The sequence below is a fragment of the Methylobacterium sp. 190mf genome (assembly GCF_900107945.1).
Lineage (GTDB): Bacteria > Pseudomonadota > Alphaproteobacteria > Rhizobiales > Beijerinckiaceae > Methylobacterium.
In genome coordinates this window covers 1-23,645 of record NZ_FNVI01000047.1, presented here as the reverse complement: position 1 = coordinate 23,645, position 23,645 = coordinate 1, and the positions used below count along the sequence as shown (strand labels likewise).

The window sequence follows — 23,645 nt, the reverse complement described above, 5'->3', positions numbered from 1 at the left end:
AGCACGAAACTCGGGGGTAAAGGTCTGCTTCCGGTCTGCCATCGGAACCCTCCTCCTTCAGGAAAAGAGCTCTCCACTTTTGCGGAGCAAGTCCACCGGGTCGGACAGCCCGAGTACGAGGAAGCGCATGAACAAGAGCCGGTCCTTGATCAGGAACGCCGTGCGCTCGTCCGACAGCGAGCGGCTGGCCCGGAGGATTAGCATCTTGAGCATGAAGACCAGGTCGAACGTTGGGCGACCGCCCATCGACCCGTCCGAGCGAGGCACGGCACGGGCGAGGTCGTCCCGTAACAGCTCGAAACCGACGATGCGGCTCAGCCGCTCCGGGGCTTCGGGTTTGGCCGAGAAACCCGGAGTGCACCCTGTTTGACCGGAGAGGCAGCGGGGCGGGTTTAGGCAGTCCGGCTGAGGTACTCTCGGGGCGAGAGCATGCGCAGGCCGGAGTGCGGGTGGATGGTGTTGTAGTCCTCGAACCAAGCCGGCAGAAGCCGCATCACGGTCTCGGCGCCGGCCAAGATAGCGAGGCGGGCATAGTCGCGCTTGAGCGTCTTCACGAACGCCTCCGCGATGCCGTTGCTCTGCGGCGAACGCACCGGGGTGAACAGCAGCCGTAGGCCGAGCGCGGCGGCCGTCTGAGCAGTCTCCTTGGCGATGTAGGCGGAGCCGTTGTCGGACAGCCACTCGACCGGGTGCGGGGTCTTCGTCGCGCCGAACCGGCGCTCGCAGCAGGCGATCATCAGGTTGCAGACCATCTCGGCCGAGACGCCCGTCGTGGTCGCCGACCACGCGATGATCTCACGGTCGCACGCGTCGATGGCAAACAGCACGCGGACGACCGCTCCGTCCCGGCAGCGCAGTTCGAGGTGATCCGAGCGACCCGCTCCACGTTCGAGCGTAACGCCACCACGGTGCCGTCGTGGGTGCGGCCGGGCCGCCGGGCGGTGTGCGGCGCGAGGGTGAGCCCATTCGCCCGCAGGATGCGCAGCACCCGCTTGGCATTGACGCTCGCCTCGCCGCGCGAGCGCAGGGCCCTGTCAGCGGGCGTTGAATACTGGTTCTGCGTCACTTCGTGTGGTGGATCAGACCGCGTTGAGGACGCGCTGACGCAGGAGTTCGAAGCCGGCGCGGCCATACATCTGTCGCTTGATCGTCTTCAGTCGGCTGATCTCGCCCTCCGCTGGCCCTGTCGACCACGGCAGGGCGATGGCATTCTCGATCCCAGCCACATCACGTTGCAGGCTGGCAGCAAACCGCTTCAGCACGCTTGAGCGAGCCGCGGCCAGCCAATCTGTGACTGGCTCCGAGGACTGACCGCGCAGCATGCGCGCGAAGCGAACTGCCAAGTCGGCCGCGTTGGCCAGTTTCGGTGCAGTGCGCCTCAGGCGTGCGATGAACACGCCGTCCGCGCCGGCTATCCCCTCGGCGTCGCTCTGCAGAAGCCGGGCGATCCGCCTCGTGCCGGGCGGCTTCCACGGGGGAGCCGGGCCCTGGCCGCCGGCATCGAGCGTGCCGCCGCCGGCTCGGCGCCGCGCCGTCGCCCAAGCGCGCACCACTCGTGGATTGATACGAGCCCCAAGGCGATCGAGTTCGCGGGCCAGGGCCGCCGCGTTGCGGCAGCCCTCGCTCCAGCGCTGGTCGAGATAGGCCCGGTAAGGGTCGATGAGGCACGGGCGCGCCGGCTTCGCCCAGTTCGGCGGCTCATCCCGGCGCAGCCAGCACCGCACCGTCTTGCGATCGAGGTCGAGATGGCGCGCGATGCCGGACACGGAGGCGCCGGCCCCATGCAACTGCAGGACCTCGGCGTGACGCGCCCGGCGCGGCGCGTGTCTGGCGAGCCGGCGCCGGTCGGCGGCTGTGGCCGAACGCGCACGGTTCTGCTCGGTCCGGTGCGCCGCGGCCCGCTCATCTCTGAGCGTGCGCGCCACAGAGCGGATCACGGCGTGCTCGCTGCCGACCGCCTCCTGCAACGCCTCGCCGAGGTTACGCAGCAGATGCCAGCGGTCCAGGACGTGCACCGCCTCGGGCGCCCCCAGCCGGACGGCCTCGCCGTAGACCTCGGCCCGGTCGCGGGCGACGATCTCAACCCCGGGATGGCGCCGCAGCCATCCGGCGACCGCTTCGGTCTCGCGATCTGGTAGGAGATCGGCGATCACCCGGCGCTCCAGATCGACGATCACCGTGCCGTAGCGGTGCCCGCGTCGCCAGGCCCACTCGTCGACAGCGATCACGCGCGGCGGTAGCGCGATCGGGGCCGGCCCAGCCCGGACGATGCGCAGGACGGTGGATGGGCTGGCCGGGATGGCCAGACGGTGGGCGAGCCGCGCGGCCGGGGCTCCGCCGAGGGCGAGACCGAGGTGGCGCTGCAGGTCATGAAGGCGCCGCGAGCGTCGTGCGTGCGGCGCCGCGACGTCCGGCGGGGTCTCGCTGAAGGTCCGGCGGGGGCAGGCGGGGTTGCGGCAGCGCAGGCGGCGCAGCCGCACGCACAGGCCGACGGAGCGACCCTGGCAGGGCAAGTCGGCGAGGTGCCGCTCGTAGGTGCCGTGGACGCTGTGCGACCGGTTACTGCAGGCGGGACAGCACGGTTCTGTCGACCGCGGCACCGCCAGCACCATCACGTGCTCGGGCTTGGCCGTGACGGCGACGACCCGCAACGAGGGCGGAATGAACGGGAGCAGGCGCTTGGGCATGGGCGGACTCGGGCGACCATCATCCTGGTCCGAATCCGCCGGCGGCACGCCGGGTCCCGGTCCGCCCAGCCCACCACACGAAGTGACGGAGAACCAGACTTCGGCGCCCGTTGACAGGGCCCGGTTCACCAGTGCGGTGACGCGGCGATAGCCGTAGCTCGGGCGGGCATCGACGATCGCGCGGATCGTCGGCAGCAGCTGCGCATCCTCGGGCTTGCGGTAGGGACCGCGCGGCTGGGCGGGGCGGCTCAGGCGCTCGGCCAAGTGGGAGCGGGCTACACCGAGCGTGTCGGCGACCGCCTTCACCGCGAACCGCCCGTCGAACCGCCCCAGGAGCTGAGCGGCGAGGTCGGTTTTTTTGTGCGGGCGAGGTCGAGCGCCTCCTTCAGGATCTCGACCTCCATGGTCTTGCGCCCGAGCAGACGTTCGAGGTCGCGCACGCGCCGCTCCAGCTCACGAACCCGGCTGGTGCCGACGACCTCCTCGTCGGCGTGCACGGCCTGATGGCCGCCCTCCAGCATGCGCCGCTTCCACGAGAACAGCAGGCTGGGCGAGAGGCCGTAGCGGCGGGCGACGAACGACACGGACGAGCCGGGCTGCTGGCTCTCCTCGACGAGGCGGATCTTCTCGGTGGTAGAACAGCGCCGTCGACGCTGAACGCCGGTCAGGATCTCGCCGTGCACCGGTGGGGCGGTTGGATCGGATGACATAGCCTTACCCATAGGCCAACGCCTATGCCTTCGTGAGCTATGCCGCCTGTCCGGTCAAAACGGGGTGCGGTTCAAAACCCTTCAGCCGCTCATCGACGTTACAAACGGGTTGACCGCGCATTGCAGCACCTCACCAGCTGCCGACGCCATCACTACACGAAACCCCTCGAGCCACGAAGTTTTTGGAGGATTCAAATTGTTTAAAAACTCTGATTATTAATTGAATTAAGAAACCATGATACCTCGACTCCTAAGTCGCGGAATAATGGTTGCTATTCTCAGAGCTGCCAACCCTCGATCCGTTTTGTTTTATGGTTACCGGGATTAAAGCTGCGAGAAGAAGTTGGCTGAAGCTGTGATTTTGAAAGAGCGCGTTCTCCAGATTTATTGAAACCGCTAGGAAGAAGCAGAAACTGAGAGGTAACGTGTCGGCGTATGATCGGCCGTTGAAGGCGGCTACGCAGGCTCGCCTGAGGCAGCCCGCAAGACCCAATCCAAAAACTATTAGGCCCACCGCCCCAAAAGCGACTGCCACGTCATAAAAATTATTATGAAAGAACCAAAGCTTCTGGCCAATCACAAATTGCAAATAGGAAAACGGTGTGGAGCTGCTCTCCCAATATGCCTTATACCCGATTCCGAACCATGGCTCTCTCCAATACTGGTCAGACGCGAATTGCCAGAGAAGAGTTCGACCGCTCAAGGTTCGATCCTTACCCACATCGCTCAAAAATTGCTGACTAATCGTGTCGCCGTGCATAACCAAATATGCCAGCACAACACTTCCTAGGGCAATCGCGAGCCCGATCACGAAACCTGTAAACAGACTACCCCTCTGCCAGACCGCAAAGACCATGAGCGGGCCCAATCCTACCAAGGCAGCCACTTGAGAAGTGGTCGAGTGCGACAGATAGAGGATAGTGATCGAGCCAATGAAAGACGCCCCTGTGATAGGACGCTTCCATCCATCCATGAACAAGCAGGCTGCGCAGAGTGCGCTGAGTCCCATCATGCTACCGAGCACATTTTTATGAGTGTAGATGCCGAACCAAGCGTGTCCGCCATCCATGGCGCTTCGGTGAAGAACCAATTCTGACAACACTGACAAGATCTGCGCGGCGACGAGGGCGCAGAATAAAATTCTCAAAAGGCGGGGCTGGCCAAAATACAATTGAAAAACATAACCTGCAACGATTGTCATCAACAGCTGTAGGCCGTGATAGAATGAGACGGCGGGTGTTAGCGACCAGAGAGCCGAGACTATCGCCAGCACCGGCCAAGCGGTTAACCAGGGGTTCGCTATAAGGCAGTCGTGAAATCTACTCCGGCGAGCCAGGACCGTGAGTAGCGCCGCGATGTCCACAGCGAACCACACATACCGTTCGCCTGATACGATTCCGAGGAGGCTGCTGTCCGCATAGCAGGCGCATAGGAACACGACCGCGAGAGCATCCGCAAACCCAACGGATGACCCGTATGTGCCGCTCATTCGCCGTACAGGTCCGGAATACCCCAATTCGGACGAGATGTGCATGGCCATTGCTGTTTCGCGTCTCCAACTGGGCTGCACATCGCAACGAGGCGGTCGTCGGAGCATGAGGTTGCGAAACGAAAACGGCCGCAACTTGGGTTGCCTACCTCAAAGGGTGGTGCCGGATCCCCTCGGGTGAACAGGCAGAGACCGCGAAGACCGAGTGGCCGGCTTGACCGTGCCGGCTTCCCACGTAGGCGAGAGGCCCTCTCGCGAGAAGCGCTCCTGCCAGTGCCAGACCGCCGTCTTGGATACGCCCGCCTCACGCGTGATCGCGTGCGTCCCGAGCCCATCTGCGCTCAGCAGCACGATGCGAGCGCGCCAGACATGCTTCTGGGGCGAGTTCCGGTCAGCCATGAGGGCGTCGAGTCGAGGGCGATCCGAAGCACAAACCGAGAAGGAGATGCCGCTGCGCAACCCGCCAGACTCGCAGGACACCGCCCAAACCGAAACCCGGGATGGACCCAGCCGTCAGGTTTTGAACACTAGCTCGCCGCCGCACTCGTTTCCTGTTTCATCGCATGGACCTGAATGATTCCTCCTACATAAGCTTCGACCATCCTCCGATTGTGACGTCAGACAGACGCAAAAAGGAGCGCATTATTATTACGGTACGGCGAAATAGGTAACTGGGAGCCTGCACACTCATCTGCAATTTCTTCAATTAAGGCACATTCACAGCCCGATTCGAGAAAATCGCCATGATCAAGGTGGGTGATTGCCCGACCGAAAGCAACGGAAAAATCTGTGCTCGTATTTCCGAGCTGGACTCACTCCGTGGAGTTGCGGCTTTGTCCGTGGTCATATATCATTTTACTTCAATATACCCCAGGCTGATAAGCGGAAGAAATCTTGAATTTGTACCACAGATTCATATTGGATATTTTGGTGTTGAAATTTTCTTCATGATCAGCGGCTTTGTGATATTTCACTCTGTGAAGTCCGCGGCATCTATTCACGATTTTTTCCTCGCGCGATTTGCCCGTATTTTCCCCGCGTATTGGCTATCGATATTGATCGTTGTCGCACTGTCGATTTTCACCGAAAAGTCGAGTGGTTTTTCATCTAAAGATATCTTTTTTAATCTGACTATGTTGCAGGCGTTGATGGGTTTTCATCACCTCGATGAGGTTTACTGGACTCTCACTTACGAGTTGTGCTTTTATGCATGTATTGTTTTCGCCTTCTGTGCGTGTCGCGCCGCAAAACTTCCGATAGAGTTGGCCCTCCTGATTTGGCTTATTTCTGAAACAATAATACGTGCCAATGGTATTCAGATACCATATAGATTTTCGTTAATATTTTTACTTAACTACGGACAATTCTTTATCATTGGGATTGCTTTTTTCCTAGTCTATCATAAATGCAGCCGGCCTCTCACATACATTGTTCTGCTATGGGCAATTGCGATGTCCGCCTTCGGTGCCAATCCGCACACGCCAGCCAGCGGTTTCAAAGCCTATTTTTGGATTGCTTTAGCGTGTACGTGCGTATTCTACTGGGCTGTTTTTCTCAAGCCGGCGGCGGCAAGATTTCCTGTGTTGATTTACTTGGGCCGGATCTCCTACTCACTGTATCTTATCCACGCTTCGATCGGATATTTTATGCTGCGCGAGTTCGATCGGATCGGCATTCCCGATTTTCTGGCGGTGTTGCTCGCTATAGCGAGTGCAATCGTCATAGCCCACTTTATACATATCTTGGTAGAAGTTCCGGGCCAGCGTCTGTTGCGTTCTTCTTTTCGCCGGGTTCAATCGAACATCCTTGCTGCATTGCATTCGGCCTGATCACTAGGGTCTGTCGTCGCCTAAACCATTTGGCAGAGCATGCGTTTTGTCCGTCCTATCCGAGGAAGGACGATGCTGAGCGATGCACAATGGGCCGTTTTGAAGCTGCTGCTTGAGGCTTGTCGAGCGAAGGCCAAGACGCCGCCCCAAGACCTGCGGCGCACGCTCTCGTCCTGTGGCGGCATCAGAACGGCGCCAAGTGGCGTGCCATCCCGCAAGACGCGGGGCCGTGGTGGCGGGCCGCGCAGATCTTCATCCGCTGGTCCCGTGCTGGCGTTTGGGAACGGCTCCTCCGCCTCGCGCAGGAGCGCGGGGTTCAACTCGGGATGGTGTTCCTCGACGGCACGAACATACGCGCGCATCAGAAAGCGGCCGGTGCCGCCAAACGTATGGCCCGCCCCGTCCGCAAAGTGGCTTGGATCCGCTGGTCTGTGCAGTCTGCATAAACGTATCCGGCCTTCCGGCGAGCCGTTAGCCAAGATGGAGATCCGCGCGTCCTGGGCCTCATAAAGGGGTCGGCGTCGAGCGCCATTTTTGCGGAGAGGCTTGCAGAACACCGGTCGACTGTCAGGCCATCTTCCTCTCACCGCCCGCAGACATCGGAAGGCCGGCGCGTCCGCGTCGGCCGAACTCGGATCAGGCAGTCACGGCCGCCGGCTCGTAGACGCGCCCGTGGCGCAGCAGCGCCCAGACGATGCGCGCCATCTTGGCCGCCAGGGCGACCACCGCCGTATTGACGTGCGACCGCGCCAGCAGCCCGCGCAGCCACTGCCCGAGATGGGTATCGCTCTGGCGCAGCGAGGGCAGCGCGGCGCGGGCACCCTGGACCAGCGTCTTGCGCAGGTACTTGCTGCCGCGCTTGGTGATGCCGACGAGCCGAGGCTTCCCGCCGGTCGTCACCTGCCGCGGTACAAGGCCGAGCCAAGCCGCCAGATCGCGCCCGCGGGCGAAGCTGGCCACGTCGCCGATGGCCGCCACCAGCGCGGTCGCGTTGAGTGCGCCGATGCCCGGGATCGTGGTCAGCCGACGAGCGTCCTCGTTGATGCGGGCCTGCTCGGCGAACTCGGCGTCGAGCGCGGCGATGCGCCGGTCGAGATCCTGCCAGCGTTCGCGCACCTCGGCCATGAGGGTTCGCATGCGCGGTGTGAGCGATGCGCCCGCGTCCGTGTCCAGCAACGCGGCCAGGCAAGCGGTGAGCTTGGCGCGCCCCTGCGCCACGACGTGGCCACGCTCCAGCAGGACGGAGCGGATCTGGTTGGTCAGCGCCGTGCGCTCGCCCACGAGCTGGTCGCGCACCCGGTGCAGGGTCTGCACGTCGAGCTGCGACTCGGACTTGAGTGCCACGAAGCGCATCGTCGGGCGTGTGGCCGCTTCGGCGATGGCCTCGGCGTCGCGGTCGTCGTTCTTCTGCGCCTTGACGTAGGGGCGCACGTACTCCGGCGACATCAATCGGATGGTGTGGCCTTGCTTGGCCAGGGCGCGGCCCATGTGATGGGCGCCACAGCAGGCCTCCATCGCAACGACGCACCCCGGCAGCTTCGCGCCGAAGGCGATCACCCCCTCGCGCTGCATGCGTCGGCGCAGCACGACCCGCCCCGCCGCGTCCAGCCCGACGAGGCTGCAGCTGTTCTTGCCCAGATCGATCCCAAGAACCGCGATCGTCATCGTCCTGCTCCCTTCCTCATCTCGGCTACCCTGCAAGCCTAGCAGCGTAGCCCGGTGAGGGGCGGGCCATCCATAAAGGGGCGATCTGCAGCCGAGCGAGACGATCGTGAAGCTGTTGGCCGATCACGTGGCGGCTATGGGACCAAGGCTTGCGTGATCGCTGACGGCGCAGGCCGCGCGATCGCCTTTCGGATCGCACCGGGGCAGGCCCATGAACTACCCCACGCGCTGCCCTTGCTCGGTCGCTTGCCGGGCATTCCCCAATGGGTCGTGGCGGATCGCGGCTACTCCAGCCAACGCTTCCGGCAGCAGGTGCGAGAGGTCGGGGCAACACCTGCTATCCCGTCCAAGAGTAACGAGGCTCCCGAGCGCTGCCCGGACTGGATCTACACCAACCGCAACGTCGTCGAGCGGCTCTGGGCACGGCTCAAGGAGTGGCGAGCGGTTGCCACACGCTATGAGAAAACCGCCTCCAGCTTCACCGGAGTCCTCTGCCTCGCCGCAGCCCTCGATCACCTCAGGTGACGACAGGCCCTAATCCGTAGCAAGTCCAGGGGCGGACAAGGTAACGTCATGGCTGCCGCAGGCACGGTGCTCCTCGACTCGGCGGGAGTGCGCTGATGCAGGCCGCAACTGTAGAGAAATTTTTCCTATTTGAAGCTTTATACTGAGTAGATAACACGGATCTGTCGCATAGACAGCACACGGCTCGCCAAATAGAGGATAACGATAGGCGACAATTGCCTTTTGGCCGAGCGAGCTCTCGACACCTCTAGGACATCTGGGCCACTCTCGCAGCAGGCGCCCGCTTGAGAGTGACAGCAATCAGCATCCAAGGCGGCCGGGAGGACGAGACATGGCTGGCGGCGGCGGCGGAGCAGGTTTTAACGGGACGGGCGGTCAGGCCGGCTCAGATAAGGTCGACGGCAATCCCGGCAATCCCGGCAGTCCACCGGCTTCCGACAACGGCGGCGGTGGCGGTGGCGGCTCTGGATTTACAGGCGGCGCAGGTGGCGCTGGCGGCGCGGCAGGTAACGGATCTGTAGCAGGTTCTGGAGGAGCCGGCGGCAGCCAGTCCACCGCCACCTTTATCAACGGTGTCAACACGTACCAAGGTGGGAACGGCGCCGCTGGCACCGCCGGATCGGGGAACGGTGGCGGTGGCGGTGGCGGCGCTGGCGCCTATGCCTACTTTGAGTCCATCACCATTGCGAGCAACTTCGTCTCGACAAGAATTGGCGGAAATGGCGGGGCCGGTGGTGCCGGTAGTGGAACAGGCGGCGGCGGTGGGGGCGGCGCTGGCGGCTATGGCTTAATCACATCTACCATTTCTAGCGGCCCGGCAGATTTTCCTTCCAGTGCCGTCCTAACGGGCGGGAGCGGTGGTAACGGCGGGACAGCGGGCGGCCCCGGCGCTGTTGGAGGGGCCGGGGGTAGCGGCGGTGTCGGGCTTTTTCTCGATACTGGAAGTACACTCACCAACAGCGGCCCAATCACCGGCGGCAACGGCGGTCTGGGCGGTGCAGCCAATGGCGGAACAGCGGGCGCGGCCGGTCAGGGTGGTGCCGGCATATCCGGCGCAAACATTGGCGTCACCAACAACGGCACGATCTCAGGCGGCTTCAACGGCAGTACCACCACCCGCACCAATGCCATCGACTTCACCGGCGGCGACAACCGCCTGACGCCGGGCAATGGCACGCTGAATGGCGGCCTCGGCGTCACGGGCACGCTACGCGTCCTCGGCACGACCACCACGCTGGCCAACTCCATCCGCGACTCCGCCGGCGGCCCTGGCTCGCTGATCAAGGACGACGGTGGGTCGCTGACGCTCACCGGCACCAACACTTACACCGGCTCGACCACGATCGCGGCCAACAACACGCTTGCCCTTTCGGGCACGGGCTCGATCGCGAATTCCAGCGGGGTCGCCAACGCCGGCACCTTCGACATCTCGGGCACGACGGCAGGTGCTTCGATCACGACCCTCTCAGGCGCCGGCGGGACGACACTCGGCGCTCAGACGCTGACCGTCACGAACGGTTCGACCAGCTACAGCGGCGCGATCTCCGGCACGGGCGGCGTGGCGGTCACCGGTGGCACGCAGACGCTGACAGGCGCCAACACCTATTCCGGCGGCACCACGATCGGCTCGAATGGCGGCGCGGTGTCGAGCACGCTGCAGCTCGGCGGAGCGTCTTCGGCCGGCACGGGAGCGATCACCTTCGGCTCCATGTCGGGCACGGCGACCGCTCGCCTCGGGCTCAACGTGGCCGCCCAGCCAACCAACGGCGGCACCTTCGCCAACACCATCTCCAATTTCGGCTCGGGCAACGAGATCGCGCTCGCCGGCCTGACCAATTCCAGCGTCAGCTACAACAGCGCTAACTCCTCGATCACCATCACCGGCACCCGCTCCGGGGGCGGCCAGGTGAGCGAGAACTTCGTCCTGTCGGCCCCGCGCACGACCAACTTCACGGTGGTGTCGGACGGCCAAGGCGGCACGATTGTGCGCGCCGCCACGGCTACGAACCCCACCAACCCGACTAATCCTGCAGCCCCGTCGCAGCCGGCTAATCCCGCTCCCTGCTACGTCACAGGCACGCGCATCCGGGTGCTGCGTGATCGGGTGATATCGGACGTGCCGGTAGAGCATCTGGAGGTGGGCGATCTTGCCATCACCGCTGGCGGTAAGCCTCGCCCGATCCGCTGGATCGGCTCGCGCAGCTATCCAGGCTTCACCGCACCGCGCCGCGACTGCCCCGTGCGCATCACGGCTGGCGCTCTGGCTGACAACGTACCTGCTCGCGACCTGCTGCTCTCGCCTGACCATGCACTATGGCTGGACGGCCTGTTCGTCGCCGCCGGCCACCTCGTAAACGGCACCAGCATCACCCGCGGCGAGGCAGTACAGGACCTCACCTACTGGCATGTCGAACTCGACAGCCACGACCTGCTTATGGCCGAGAATACCCCGGCGGAGAGCTTCCTATCCGCGCCAGGCGTGCGGGCAGGCTTCGACGGCGTCCAGGCTCTCGATGCGGGTACGGCATCGATGGCTTACGCCCCGCGGAGCGAACTCAGCCCCGAACTGGCCGCTCTGCGCGGCCGCTTGGCTCTTCGTGCTATCTCGTCGAACGAGGCCGGCGGTCTGGGGTCAGTGCGTGCCTGGCTGGACCTCTGCGCGGTCAGAGCCGACGGCGCGTTGCACGTGGCCGGCTGGGCTCAGGACGTCGGTCAGCCCAACGTCCCGGTATGCCTCGATGTGATCGTAGACGGGGCGGTGGCGGCGTTCGCCGTAGCGGACGAATTTCGCGCCGACCTCGCCGCAGCTGCCGTGGGGAGCGGCCGTTGCGGCTTCGATCTCGGGCTCGCGGACGTGCAGCTGTCGCCAGGCATGCCACACGTCGTCGAGGTCCGCCGCTCGGCCGACGGGCTGCTCGTCTGCGCCAAGCACATCGACGCGGCGGGGGCGTGGACAGCTTTGCTGGCGGCGTAAGCCATCTCCCCGACATATGGCATCCACGCCCGCCCCGACAGCGGAGGGGCATATCCGCGGGCGAGCATGAAGACCGGGACCGCCGAATCCCCGCCACGGCTCGTTTCCACTGAGTGGGAGCGGCTTTGGGAGAGAGCATCACAACGCCACGAGCACGCGTCATGCTCGATGTGCAGGGTACTCACACGTTCCGAGCGACTGGACAGAAGGTGTTCTAGGGCACATGCCGCTGAAATGCGTGGTTCCGCTTAATCTGTAGGTCATAAACAGCGGGACATAGTCCTTCCATCAAGGAAGGAACGGATGCTTTTCCGGGATGGATTGGTGCGTTTCTGCACCAATAGGGACGGTAATTTCGCGACCATCTTCGCCCTGTCCGTGGTGCCCGTCGTCATGGTCGGCGGCATGGGCATCGACTACGGGACCAACATCGCCGTGCGCCAGAAGGCTCAGAACGCCGTCGACGCCACAGTCCTGACCCTGGCGAAGCTCTCGACGACCACCAGCGACCAGGACCTTCAGGCGAAGGCGGAGACGCAGGTGAAGGCGCTCCTCTCCGACAGGCGGTTGCGCAACCCGGTGGTGACCGCCAAACGCGACGGAGACACGATCTGGGTCGGCATCCTCGGCAACACCCCAACCTCGCTGACAAGCATCGCTGGCTTCAGTCAGATGCCGGTCGACGTCAGCGCGGTCGTCCGGCGCGGCAGCGGCAACCTCGAGGTCGCGCTCGTTCTCGACAATACGGGCTCGATGAAGGGCGCCAAGCTCGCCAACCTCAAGAGCGCGGCGACGTCCCTTGTGGAATCCATGTTCCGGGAGGCCGATCCGGCCAAGCCGAACGCGCTCAAGATGGCAGTGGTGCCGTTCTCGATGACCGTCAATGTGGGCTCGTCCTACGGGAACGCCGGCTTCATGGACGTCGACGCCAAGTCGTCGATCCACAAGGAGATCTTCGCGGTGAAGGATGCCACCGCCAACCGCTTCTCCCTGTTCGGGAAGATGAAGGTGGCCTGGGCGGGATGCGTCGAGACGAGGCCGACGCCCTACGATGTTCAGGAGAGTCCGCCGACCGCCGCAATCCCGGATACTCTATATATTCCCTATTTTGCACCGGATGAGTCGGACAACGACAACAGCGCAATCAATGATTACATGTCTGATTATCCGATCGGCACCCGGAATCAAAGCTCGAACAACCGTACGCGTCAAGGGCAGACCGCGAAATACGGTTCCAACCGGATCACGACATCCTCCTACGATACTCAGTCCGGAACCGGCTACCGCTATGGGCCAAATGCCGGGTGCGAGATCCAGCCGCTGACGCGACTGACCACGACCAAGGCGACCATCACGGACGCGGTCACCGCCATGACGGTGATCGGCGACACGAACATCGCCACCGGGTTGGCATGGGGGTGGCACGTCCTCTCGCCGAACGCGCCCTTCGCCGACGGCGCTCCCTACACGGACGCGAAGACGCGCAAGTACGTGGTCCTCATGACCGACGGCCAGAATCAGAGCGCGCCCTCGTCCTCCGACAACCAGTCTTACTACTCCGGCATCGGGTTCATCTGGAACAACCGCATCGGCACAACGTCCTCCGACAACGGGACCCGCACCCGGTACATGGACGCGCGCACCGCTCAGCTGTGCACGAACATGAAGAACGCGGGCATCCAGATCTTCACCGTGCGCGTCGAAGTCAATAGCGGCACCAGCGACATGCTCCGCAACTGCGCGACCTCGCCGGACATGTTCTACGACGTGCAGAACTCGAGCGCGCTGAACGACGTGTTCGCGTCGATCGGCTCCCAGATCAACGAACTCCGGATCGCGAGATGACGGCGTCACTGTCGAAGGCGCGGCATGGCCGGTCAAGGCCTGGGCTCGGCCACACAGGCCGATGGGGCTCCGATGCGCGCGGCTCGGCCGCCGTCGAGTTCGCCATGCTGGGGCTGCCATTCCTCGCGATGCTGGGCGTGATGCTGCAGGCCGGCCTGCATATCCTGACGCAGCAGTCGCTCGACGATGCGGTCGACAAGGCTGCACGCGCACTCTTCACCGGCGAATTCCAGACCGAGGCGGACAGCACGCCACCAGCCGACCGGATGCGCACCCTGATCTGCCGGAGCATCCAGTTCGTGAGCTGCGCGGACCTGAAGCTGGACGTGACGAGCTCCACCGCCTTCGCATCGGCGATGCAATCCCAGCCCTACGATGCGAACACGAAGAACTGGAATTCGGCGTTCGGGAAGACGTTCGCCTGCCCGACTGGCGATGCCGTCGTGAGCATCACGGCGGCGGTGCCGGCACCCCTGTACTTCTCGCTCCTGATGCCGTCGGGGCGGGCGATGCCAGGCGGCCGACAGCTGCTGGTCTCGACCGCAATCTTCCGGTCCGAACCCTATCCGGCCGGGAGCTGTTGATGGGCCGCCTGCTGCATGGCTTCCGCCGCTCGGAGGAAGGGGTCGGGGCGGTCGAGTTCGCCCTGATCGCCCCGGTGATGATCTTGGTAATGCTCGCGTCCGTCGAGATTCCGCGCGCGGTCATGACGGGCCAGCGGCTGGCGCGCTCGGCACGGACGATGGCCGACCTGATCAGCCGTCAGAACCTCGGCGCGCTCGACGACGTGTACGCCGCGGGTTCCGCCGTCACCCGACCCTACGACACGAGCGGCATGGGTATCGTCCTGTCCGCGGTCGGCGTCTACGCAGACGGGACCGGGCTCGTCTCCAAGGTCTGCTCCAGCAAGGCCCAGTCCGCAAAACCCCGCGACGTGAACTCCGTCGTTGGGCCCGCACCGGCCGCGAGCCAGGAAGCGAAGGCCCGCTACGTGATGGCGGAGGTGACGTTCGCCTACAAGCCGCTCTTCAGCATCCTGCCTTACCTGAAGAACTACTCCTTCAGCCACGCGATCACGTGGCCGATCCGGAAGGGGACGACGTACAACGGCAAGCCCGAGGTGGTCCTTCCGGACGGTAAGCCATGTGCCTGAGGAGGCCGAACCTCTCGGTATCCGCTACGAGCACTGGGTTCGCCAATGCCTATCGCGAAGGGTGCCTCTCACTCGGGGCCATGGTGATAGGGGACACGGTCCATAGCTCGGCTCACTGTCAGCCGACATGTTATCCGTTCCGCTCCCCGATGCCGTCGCCGGCTGGCGCGGTGCTTGGAAGGATCTGCCCGCCCCTCCTCCTGGCCATCATCAGGTCGTTCCATGCGGCCACCGGCGTGCCAATGATCCTCAACTTGAGCTTCAACGTCATGAGCAGGCCGACGGTGCATGACGTCGAGGACGCTGTTGGCGTTTTCTTGACCTCTGAGATCGATGGCCTCGTTCTGGGGAATGCGCTGTTCCGAAAGGAGGCTGCCCGCCCGGGCATCCCGGGAAGTGTCGCCTGGTGAGCGCGCGTAGCTCCGTCCTTGTCCGCGAGGGCGGCAAGTTCAATGCACCCTACCTTGTCTCGCGACTTTATCGTGAGGGCTGACGAACGGCTGTGTGGAGTAGCGCCGACAAAGCGGCGGCTGTGTTGGGTCGATAGGAGGCCGTCCGTTTTTCGAGGCGGCCCTCTCTGAAGTGGACCGGCGGCTTTCGGCCAGACTGCGTCATGCCGGATCGTCAACGCGCGTAGAACCGGACGTTCGGCTTCGCGCTCATTTCGGCCACTCAGCCCCTCGCCACTTTCGCCCCGGAGCGGACATCAGACCGTCGGTGGGGCGGCAGGCGCAGAGCCGATCCGCGGCGCCTAAGGCTTCATCATCAGTGCCAAGCCCGAACGCGGTACTTTTCAGACGAGAGTTCATTAGCGACCACAATCTGCCCATCGATCCAGACACCGTCAGATGAGTTGGGGTCAAGCTTTCGGTCCAGGTGACCATCTCCCGGCTAAACGTCTGGGATGGGTGTTTTTGGAAAAGCTTGACGCGACTGATCGTCGGTCGTCGCACTACGCAACCTCACCGCGCAACGAGCTGCACAGAGACCCATTTGTCGCTGCGTTAAGCCAAGGGGCAGATTGGTGCTGAGAAGCGAATTATTGACCCATAGGGGAGCAGGTCGAATTCAAGCGGTAGCGCGGCACTACAGCTGAGCTCGATTCTGCTCTATCCAACTTGAATAAGGTTATGGTCTACAAGGCCGCGAAGATCTGCACTGCAGAATTTGCCGACCTGCGGCACAATTTACCCGTTTTGAGACCGCGGCAGATCACCCCCCTCGGCGATAAGCACCTGATATTGCAGCTCTTTCCAATTGGAATACGGTTTGCGTGGAACATGGCGGCCATCTGTCGAGTACCGTCATGGATCTTTTCAGCGCTCTTCAAACCTCGGTGTCTGGATTGCAAGCGCAGTCCTATGCCATTGGCAACATTTCAGGGAATATCGCGAACTCTCAGACGACCGGTTACAAGCGCGTCGACACCAGCTTTGTCGATCTGATGGCCGAAACAACCCCGAAGCGCGAAGTCGCCGGATCCGTCCTGGCCCAGTCGCAGCTGACCAACACGATCGCCGGCAACGTCGTGGCATCCAGCGTTCCGACAAACATGTCGATCACTGGGACCGGCTTTTTCACGGTGGTCCAAAAGACTGGCGATGCAAACAATCAACCGACGTTTAGCGGTGCGAACGCCTATACGCGGCGCGGTGATTTTTCCCAGGACAAGGATGGATATCTCGTCAACGGTGCCGGCGGATACCTGACGGGAACGAATTTAGATCCCAAGACCGGTCAGGTCACAAGCACAGGCCCTGTCAATATCGGCAACCTGACTCTCCCGGCCGAACCAACCGAGACGATTGAGTATTCAGCCAACCTGCCGGCCACACCGACTGTGAGTGCGTCGGCTCAACCGCCTAACAGCATCGCTGGTCCCTCGATCACTGGTTACACCACAACTGGTGCGCCGATCACGATCAGCATGCGCTGGGTTCAGACGACTGCCGCTGGCGCTTCACCGTCTTCGTGGGATTTGTACTACAACAGCAGCACCACGGATACGCCAAGTTGGCAGAAAACTGGGGGGCCCTTCCAGTTTGACTCGACGGGTCAACTGACAAGTCCCGACCCGACTACTCCCGTTGCGCTTTCGAATGTCAAAATTGGTGACTATTCTTTCCCGAGTCTTAGCCTGGATATCAGTAGCGGGCTAACCCAGTATGCTGATGCGACCGGTGCCGTCACCACGAAGAAGCTCAGTCAGGACGGCAACAGCGCCGGGACACTAATGACCGTAGCAGTCGGCGAGGATGGCAAGATCAACGGGACCTTCTCGAATGGGTCGGTGATCCCTGTCGCCACTGTCGGGATCGCGCAGTTCGCCGATCCCGACGGGCTCAAGGCCGACGGAAAAGGTAATTACCTCCAGACCGCCGATTCCGGGCCGCCGCTGACCGGTCTCAACGGCAGCACGATCAACGGGGCTACCATCGAGCAATCGAACACGGACATTGCTAGCGAGTTCTCGAAAATGATCGTGACGCAACAGGCTTATTCCGCAAACACTCGAGTCATGTCGACTGCTCAAACCATGATGTCAGACCTACTTAATGTGATCCGGTGAGCTGACTAAAATATTATTCTGAGGAGACTTTGCATTGTCGCTGAATGCACTTTCCAATGCAACTGCCGGACTTGCCGCCGCGCAAGCCGCAATCAACCTTGTCTCCCAGAATGTCGCCAATGCCGGGACCGCCGGTTATGTCAAGCGGACTATCTCGCCAGTTGCGACCGGGACAAATAACTTAGGTGTCGCTTCAGGGACTATCACTCGCAGCTTCGACGCTGCGGCTCTGAAGCAACTTCGGTTAGAGACCTCAGGAGCTGCATATACCAGCACCAAAGCCGGACTCGCCTCGCAACTTGACTCCCTCTATGGCGTTCCCGGCAGCTCTACCTCGCTAGACGGCACACTGAACACCTTTACCCAGTCGCTCCAACAGCTTGCCGCCAATCCCACATCCGCGGCAGCCCGGACGACCGTTGTGAGCAACGCTTCGGCACTAGCGAGCCAGATCAATAGCGCCGCCAATTCGGTGCAAAACATGCGCACCGGGATTGAGTCACAGCTCGGTACCGACATCAATTCGGCCAGCGGGCTACTGTCGAATATAGCCAACCTCAACACAAAGATACAAAACACCACCGATAGCTCGTCTCTTGCTGACCTCCAGGATCAACGCGATCAGGCTATCAATAGCCTTTCGAGCTACATGGATATCCAGACGGTCTCTCAGGGAGATGGAACGGTCAGTGTCCTCACCCAGTCAGGGGCGACATTGGTGGATCGCGGCAACTCGGCAACGCTGAGTTTCAATGGGAAGGGAACGCTGACCGCGAACTCCACCTATTCGGCAACGCCCCGGTCGGTCGGTACGATCACGGCCACGCTGCCCGGGGGTGGCACGATCGACCTCAGCGAGCCCAATGTGCTCCGTTCTGGCAGCTTAGCGGCCCAACTCGAGCTGCGCGACCAAACGCTGCCCCAGGCACAACGTCAGCTGGACGACCTTGCGGCCGGCCTTGCAAGCGCGCTGAGCGATAAGACGGTCACCGGCAACTCCGACGGCACCCAGACGGACATCGATCTGACCGGCATCCAGCCGGGCAACACCGTGACCTTCCCCATGACCGTGAACGGTGCGGTTCGAAACGTCATCCTGGTCGCCTCAAACAACGACGCCGCTCAGATCCCCGCAAATCTGACGAAGGATGCGACGGCCCTCGTCTACACTTTCAAAATTCCCAGCTCGGGATCGGACTACGCCGGTGCGATCAACACCGCGTTAGACAAACTCGGACTCTTAACGACGGTAACGGCTTCGGGCAGCGGAGCCGCTGTGACGATCGGGCCAGTGGTCGGCACAACCAACAAGGTGACGTCAGCCAGTGCTAATATCACGGCCATGTCGTCCGTGACCGACCTGACGACTGGCAACCCGTCGCTCGCCTTGTTCGTCGACGGCACACCCAACCAGCTCTACACCGGTTCGTTCGATCGAGGTCCGCAGCTCACAGGTTTTGCTCAGCGGATCACTGTCAACGCAGCCTTGGCCGGAAACACGTCGGCGCTAACGCAGACCAGCGTCACCGATCCAAGCGCGTCCGGTGCCCGCGCCCAAAAACTGTTCACGGCACTGACTGCGACCCCGCAGACCTTCTCCTCGTCGAGCGGCATTGGCGGCGTGTCAGCACCCTACAGCTCTTCGGTGATCGGCTTTGCGCAGGACATCATCGCGACTCAAGGGGCCAACGCATCTAACGCGTTGGCCCTCGACGCCACACAGCAGACGGCGCTTTCCACCGCACAAGGCCGATTCGCGGCCGGGGCAGGCGTCAATATCGACCAGGAGATGTCGAACCTGATCGCCCTGCAAAACGCGTACGGCGCCAACGCTCGGATCCTCAGCGCGGCCCGCGACATGCTCAATCAATTGCTGCAGGTTTGATCATGACCACAATCACACCCTTCGCGGCAGGTTCCTACCTGACGACGCGGAATGCCAATCAGCTCACGACGCTAAAGAATCAGCTCAATAATCTGTCGAATCAGGTATCGAGTGGTCAGGTCTCGCAGACCTATGGCGGTCTCGGATCCGGGCGTTCTACGGCCCTAGCCGCACAGGCTACCTTGAGCGCGCTTAACGGCTACGCTGCCGGCATCACGGCCGCGCAGACTCGGACCGACCTCGCGGTCACGAGCCTGACCCAGGTCGCGACTCTCGGGACGAGCAGCCGCCAAAGTCTGAACAATGGGCTGCAGAGCGCGGCAACCAGCTCCATCGCTGGCCGCTCGACCGCGCTTGGGAACTTGCAGACCGTGCTCGATACGCTCAATCAGTCTGCGTCTGGAAATTATCTGTTCGGCGGCACCGACTCCAGTACTCAGCCGGTCCTCGATGCCAACACAATCTTGAACGGATCGACGAACGGCGACGGAACCCCAAAAGACGGTCTGACGACGCTGATTAAGGAGCAGTTGAAGGCGGACCTTGGATCGGGCTCAGGTTGGCTGACGACATCGACATCCGCGCTGAACACCGTGACAGTGACCGAGGATAGTGATACCCGGCTGAACTTCGGCTTCAATGTTGGTGGAGCCTCATCAACGACCACTGCGATCGAGGCGAGTGCCAGTCCCGGAACACCAACAACGGCGGGAACAATTAATCTCACGGTAAAAAATCTGCCGGCTGCGGGCGACAGCGTCACCGTCACGTTGAAAATGCATGACGGAACCTCAACGACACTTACGCTTACCGCCGTTTCCTCCAACATTGCGCCGTCCACATCAAGCACTGGCGGGACCTTCCAAATCGGTTCCGATAGCTCGACGACGGCCAGCAACCTCAACGCCGCGCTAGATAAGGCCATTGAGGCAGCTGCCTCGGGGCCTCTCACCGTTAGCAGTACGGCGGTCGCCGCGAAGAACTTCTTTTCGGGTTCGGCTAGTGCAGAAATATATCCCCAGCGCGTCGAGTACTTGAACTCAAAGCCGGTCTATGTCACCGGTACAGAAGACAAGACTGTGCTCTGGTACCAGGGCGAGGATACCCGTACGCCTCCTCCAGATTCCAAACCAACCCCGGCCCTCGACACCCAGTCGACGCAGATTAGCTCGAGCGCCAGCATTGGCACCGGTGCGCGCGCCAATGATGCCGCGATCCAGAACGTGCTCGCCGGACTCGCCACCATGGCCTTCGGTCTACCGACGACGAGCGACAGCACTACAACCGCTACTTATCAGGCTGTCATCAACAGCGCGGGCCAACTTCTTTCATCGTCTGACACGACAAGCCCTAGTGTTCAAGACACCGTCACACAGCTGTCCCTCGCGTCGGCACGCCTGTCTAGCGCGAGCACGACCAATAAGGCAACGCAGAACACCATGCAGAATAGCCTAGACAGCATAGAACAGGTTTCACCTGAAGAGGCTATCGCCAAGCTGCTCGACGTACAGAACCGACTTCAGGCAAGCTATCAAATCACATCCTCGCTATCAAAACTTTCGCTGGTCAACTATATAAGCTAACAGCCCTGCGCATATCAGATGTCAATCCTTATCGTGTATTGCGATTTAAACCGCTCGGACGCGAAATCCCTCAAGACTAGGCTGAGCATTTTGAGCAAAGAAATCCAGAAAGGACGGAGGCCTGACCAGATTAGCTCCAATGGATCAATATATTTTGTTCAAACGCCTGAAAGTGCCAAAGAATTCACCGCCAGGATTGCTGAAAGTGGCGGCATGAACGAGGACAAAGACAGACTGGCTGTCATCGATGCGGCCCGAGGGAAGGCATACATCTGGGGAAACTTCGAATCAGAACTTAAAGTCAACTTTCCATTTGTCGTCAATGAGTTCGAGATGTAACTTATCGATCGAATCTTCGGCTGAATTACATCTTTTAATAAGAATTTTCGAAAACAATGGGTTAAGGAGATCCACGCTCTGTTTTGAGCCTTAAAGGCTGTTACGAACCTGCGGCTGCACCAGTTGTGGCGGGATGCAGTCCCGCCACGCCTATCCATCTGATGTCAGCGATGAAGAGTGGGCGCTGGTCGCCCCCTACCTGACCTTGCTTCCCGAAACGGCCGCTCAGCGCGAGCACAGTCTGCGGGTGGACTTGCCTCGAGAAAGTGGAGAGCTCTTTTCCTGAAGGAGGAGGGTTCCGATGGCAGACCGGAAGCAGACCTTTACCCCTGAGTTTCGTGCTGAGGCGGTGCGATTGGCGCAGACGAGTGGGCGGTCGCGCCGCGAGGTCGCCGCCGATCTCGGCGTCGGGCTCTCGACGCTGCGCAACTGGATTGACGGTCGACGTGAGCGGGAGATGGACAACCCATCGACCGACCGGCAGGGGAAGATCCGCATCGTGCTGGAAGGGCTGCGCGGTGAGGACAGCATCGCCGAGCCGTGCCGGCGCGAAGGCATCGCCAGCTCGATGTACTATGGCTGGTCCAAGGAATCCCTGGAGGCCGGCAAGAAGCGGCTGGCCGGCGACACGGCCCGTGCCGCGACCGCCGACGAGGTCCAGGACCTGCGTCGCGAGGCGGGTGCGCTGAAGGAGGTCTTAGCCGATCTCGTCCTGGAAAACCGCCTGCTGAAAAAAACTAGGACGGCAAAGCTGACTGTCTGGTAGGTATGGGCTGAGGGGGCGCTGGAGGCAGGCGCGCCATGTCCCGCACTCAGGTTCGCGTTCCTGATCGTGAGCGGACGCTGAGGCCGATCCGCCGGCTCTGCCCGGCCTGCGGCACCGGCATGCGCATCCGCTACGAGAACCGCCGCACGCTGGTCACGCTGACCGGCACGCAACGGCTGCGGCTGAAGATTCGCCGCTGCGAGGCCGAGGGCTGTGCCCGCTTCCACCGGCCCTACCGCCCGGAGGCCGAGGGTGCGCTCGCCCTGCCGCAGCACGAGTTTGGCCTGGACGTCGTGGCGCTGGTCGGGACCCTGCGCCACCGTGAGCACCGCTCCGTCCCGGAGATCCACGCGATCCTGCGCGGGCGTGGCGTTCCCATCGCCGAACGCAGCGTGACCAACCTGCTTGACCGCTACGACGAGGTGCTGGCCGCCCAACTGGCCGATCCCACTGACCTGCGTCGGCAACTGGCCGGGCAGGACCGGATCATCCTGGCGCTCGACGGCCTGCAGCCGGATGTTGGGCACGAGGTGCTGTGGGTGCTGCGCGATTGCCTCTCGGGCACGGTGTTGCTGGCGCGCAGCCTGCTGTCAGGCACGGCCGAGGATCTGGCCGTCCTGCTGCAGGAGGTGATCGAAGCGGTCGGCCTGCCGGTGAGGGGCGTGATCAGCGACGGCCAGCATTCGATCCGCAAGGCGGTGGCGATGGTCCTGCCGGACGTGCCGCATCAGCTCTGCCATTTCCACTTCCTGCGCGAGGCCGCGCTGCCGATCTTCGAGGCCGACCGGCATGCCAAGAAGGAACTGAAGAAGGGCGTGCGCGGCGTGCGCCCGATCGAGCGGGCGGTGGAGGGACGCACCGACCCGGAAGCGCAGGTGGTGCGCGGCTACGCAGCGGCCGTGCGTAGCGCGATCACCGACGACGGCCGCGCGCCCCTCGACGCTGCGGGACTACGGTTGAAGGGGCGGTTGCAGAAGGTGGCCGGCAGCCTGGATCGGGTCACCGCCAAAGGGGGGCTTCGCGTCCGCTCGCCCGGCTCAGGCACCTGATCGCGCGGGCGCTGGCCGGCACCGCCGCGCTCTGGCCCGAGGTGGAGCAGGGCTTCGTCTTCGTGCATGCCGCCGCGCGCCTGCTGGCCAATCCCGCCGGTGAGACCGGCGTCAAGCTGCGGCGGCGCTTCGACGGCCTGCTGGCCGCGATGCAGCGTCACCGCCACCGCGCGGGCGACCTCGGCCCAGCCCTCGACCACTTCCGCAAGGTGGCGCGCAGCTACCGGCCCGGCCTGTTCCACGCCGCCGACCGGCCGGGCCTGCCCCGCACCAACAACGCCCTCGAACAGCTGTTCGGCTCGCAACGCTACCACGAGCGGCGCGCCACAGGGCGCAAAACGGCCTCACCCGGCGCGGTGCTGCGGGGTGCCGTGCGGCTTGTAGCCGGCATCGCCACGCGGGCCGAGACCCGGTCCAGACGCGACCTTGGCCGGGTCGATCACGCCCGATGGCAGACCTTGCGCGACGCTCTCGACCGCAGACGTCAAGCTCGCACCGCACGCACCCGCTTCCGACGCGATCCCGATGCCTATCTCAATACCCTCGAACAGCTGGCTTTGCCGTCCTAGAAAAAAAG

Annotated in this window: 12 protein-coding genes and 9 pseudogenes; 14 read left to right on the top strand and 7 right to left on the bottom strand. The window is 62.7% G+C overall.

Annotated elements, in window-relative coordinates; translation table 11 throughout:
- Positions 1 to 93: 93 nt before the first annotated feature.
- The 6 genes and pseudogenes from C4T42_RS29970 to C4T42_RS29940 all read right to left on the bottom strand — a co-directional run.
- A pseudogene (locus C4T42_RS29970) lies at positions 94 to 345 on the bottom strand (transposase); the annotation flags it as partial.
- Between the two features lie 47 nt (positions 346 to 392).
- Positions 393 to 1,036, bottom strand: a pseudogene (locus tag C4T42_RS29965) (DDE-type integrase/transposase/recombinase); the annotation flags it as partial.
- Between the two features lie 43 nt (positions 1,037 to 1,079).
- Complete coding sequence (locus tag C4T42_RS31375) at positions 1,080 to 2,612, bottom strand: ISL3 family transposase (RefSeq protein ID WP_244603320.1); 1,533 nt, start codon at positions 2,610 to 2,612, stop codon at positions 1,080 to 1,082.
- A 171-nt stretch (positions 2,613 to 2,783) separates the two neighbouring features.
- Positions 2,784 to 3,409, bottom strand: a pseudogene (locus C4T42_RS29950) (transposase); the annotation flags it as partial.
- Between the two features lie 238 nt (positions 3,410 to 3,647).
- Complete coding sequence (locus tag C4T42_RS29945; RefSeq protein ID WP_181049250.1) at positions 3,648 to 4,598, bottom strand: O-antigen ligase family protein; 951 nt, start codon at positions 4,596 to 4,598, stop codon at positions 3,648 to 3,650.
- Positions 4,599 to 5,129: 531 nt separating this feature from the next.
- A pseudogene (locus C4T42_RS29940) lies at positions 5,130 to 5,345 on the bottom strand (helix-turn-helix domain-containing protein); the annotation flags it as partial.
- 284 nt (positions 5,346 to 5,629) lie between these two features.
- Between C4T42_RS29940 and C4T42_RS29935 the strand changes: the two are divergent.
- Positions 5,630 to 6,715: an acyltransferase gene (locus C4T42_RS29935; protein ID WP_103986440.1), complete on the top strand. Its 1,086-nt coding sequence runs from the start codon at positions 5,630 to 5,632 to the stop codon at positions 6,713 to 6,715.
- 72 nt (positions 6,716 to 6,787) lie between these two features.
- Positions 6,788 to 7,104: pseudogene (locus C4T42_RS29930) on the top strand (transposase); the annotation flags it as partial.
- A gap of 247 nt (positions 7,105 to 7,351) precedes the next feature.
- Here C4T42_RS29930 and C4T42_RS29925 read toward each other — a convergent pair.
- Positions 7,352 to 8,380 (bottom strand): IS110 family transposase, encoded by a 1,029-nt coding sequence (locus C4T42_RS29925; protein WP_020096106.1) that lies wholly within the window; start codon positions 8,378 to 8,380, stop codon positions 7,352 to 7,354.
- A gap of 75 nt (positions 8,381 to 8,455) precedes the next feature.
- On the opposite strand from C4T42_RS29925, the pseudogene C4T42_RS29920 reads away from it, so the two are divergent.
- From C4T42_RS29920 to C4T42_RS29850, 12 genes and pseudogenes are all read left to right on the top strand, one after another.
- Positions 8,456 to 8,905: pseudogene (locus tag C4T42_RS29920) on the top strand (IS5 family transposase); the annotation flags it as partial.
- 331 nt (positions 8,906 to 9,236) lie between these two features.
- Positions 9,237 to 11,879, top strand: a complete 2,643-nt coding sequence (locus C4T42_RS32625; RefSeq protein WP_280177411.1) for a Hint domain-containing protein — start codon at positions 9,237 to 9,239, stop codon at positions 11,877 to 11,879.
- Between the two features lie 303 nt (positions 11,880 to 12,182).
- A complete protein-coding gene (locus C4T42_RS29900) occupies positions 12,183 to 13,724 on the top strand; it encodes a TadE/TadG family type IV pilus assembly protein (protein WP_103986438.1) in 1,542 nt (513 codons plus the stop codon).
- Positions 13,721 to 14,308: a TadE/TadG family type IV pilus assembly protein gene (locus C4T42_RS29895; protein WP_103986437.1), complete on the top strand. Its 588-nt coding sequence runs from the start codon at positions 13,721 to 13,723 to the stop codon at positions 14,306 to 14,308. Before C4T42_RS29900 ends, C4T42_RS29895 begins: the two co-directional genes overlap by 4 nt.
- On the top strand, positions 14,308 to 14,877 hold the full coding sequence (locus C4T42_RS29890; protein ID WP_103986436.1) for a TadE/TadG family type IV pilus assembly protein: 570 nt from the start codon (positions 14,308 to 14,310) through the stop codon (positions 14,875 to 14,877). The genes C4T42_RS29895 and C4T42_RS29890 overlap by 1 nt, the downstream gene beginning before the upstream one ends.
- A gap of 1,306 nt (positions 14,878 to 16,183) precedes the next feature.
- A complete protein-coding gene (locus C4T42_RS29880; protein WP_042675704.1) occupies positions 16,184 to 17,446 on the top strand; it encodes a flagellar hook-basal body complex protein in 1,263 nt (420 codons plus the stop codon).
- 34 nt (positions 17,447 to 17,480) lie between these two features.
- Positions 17,481 to 19,331 (top strand): flagellar hook-associated protein FlgK, encoded by a 1,851-nt coding sequence (flgK, locus tag C4T42_RS29875; RefSeq protein WP_103986434.1) that lies wholly within the window; start codon positions 17,481 to 17,483, stop codon positions 19,329 to 19,331.
- Positions 19,332 to 19,333: 2 nt separating this feature from the next.
- Complete coding sequence (locus tag C4T42_RS29870) at positions 19,334 to 20,914, top strand: flagellin (protein ID WP_103986433.1); 1,581 nt, start codon at positions 19,334 to 19,336, stop codon at positions 20,912 to 20,914.
- Positions 20,915 to 21,386: 472 nt separating this feature from the next.
- A pseudogene (locus C4T42_RS29865) lies at positions 21,387 to 21,500 on the top strand (IS5/IS1182 family transposase); the annotation flags it as partial.
- A gap of 54 nt (positions 21,501 to 21,554) precedes the next feature.
- A pseudogene (locus C4T42_RS29860) lies at positions 21,555 to 21,722 on the top strand (transposase); the annotation flags it as partial.
- A gap of 18 nt (positions 21,723 to 21,740) precedes the next feature.
- Positions 21,741 to 21,989 (top strand): annotated as a pseudogene (locus C4T42_RS29855) (transposase); the annotation flags it as partial.
- 149 nt (positions 21,990 to 22,138) lie between these two features.
- Positions 22,139 to 23,637 (top strand): ISNCY family transposase gene (locus C4T42_RS29850; protein ID WP_103986432.1). Its coding sequence is split into 2 segments (ribosomal slippage): positions 22,139 to 23,036 and positions 23,036 to 23,637, totalling 1,500 coding nucleotides; the frame shifts between segments, so codons are not numbered across the junction.
- The last annotated feature ends 8 nt before the right edge of the window (positions 23,638 to 23,645 follow it).

Bases quoted from the DNA above. Each gene is read 5' to 3' on its own strand.
- C4T42_RS31375 (WP_244603320.1), bottom strand. From the start codon at position 2,612: ATGGTGCTGGCGGTGCCGCGGTCGACAGAACCGTGCTGTCCCGCCTGC.
- C4T42_RS29945 (WP_181049250.1), bottom strand. From the start codon at position 4,598: ATGACAATCGTTGCAGGTTATGTTTTTCAATTGTATTTTGGCCAGCCC.
- C4T42_RS29935 (WP_103986440.1), top strand. From the start codon at position 5,630: ATGATCAAGGTGGGTGATTGCCCGACCGAAAGCAACGGAAAAATCTGT.
- C4T42_RS29925 (WP_020096106.1), bottom strand. From the start codon at position 8,380: ATGACGATCGCGGTTCTTGGGATCGATCTGGGCAAGAACAGCTGCAGC.
- C4T42_RS32625 (WP_280177411.1), top strand. From the start codon at position 9,237: ATGGCTGGCGGCGGCGGCGGAGCAGGTTTTAACGGGACGGGCGGTCAG.
- C4T42_RS29900 (WP_103986438.1), top strand. From the start codon at position 12,183: ATGCTTTTCCGGGATGGATTGGTGCGTTTCTGCACCAATAGGGACGGT.
- C4T42_RS29895 (WP_103986437.1), top strand. From the start codon at position 13,721: ATGACGGCGTCACTGTCGAAGGCGCGGCATGGCCGGTCAAGGCCTGGG.
- C4T42_RS29890 (WP_103986436.1), top strand. From the start codon at position 14,308: ATGGGCCGCCTGCTGCATGGCTTCCGCCGCTCGGAGGAAGGGGTCGGG.
- C4T42_RS29880 (WP_042675704.1), top strand. From the start codon at position 16,184: ATGGATCTTTTCAGCGCTCTTCAAACCTCGGTGTCTGGATTGCAAGCG.
- C4T42_RS29870 (WP_103986433.1), top strand. From the start codon at position 19,334: ATGACCACAATCACACCCTTCGCGGCAGGTTCCTACCTGACGACGCGG.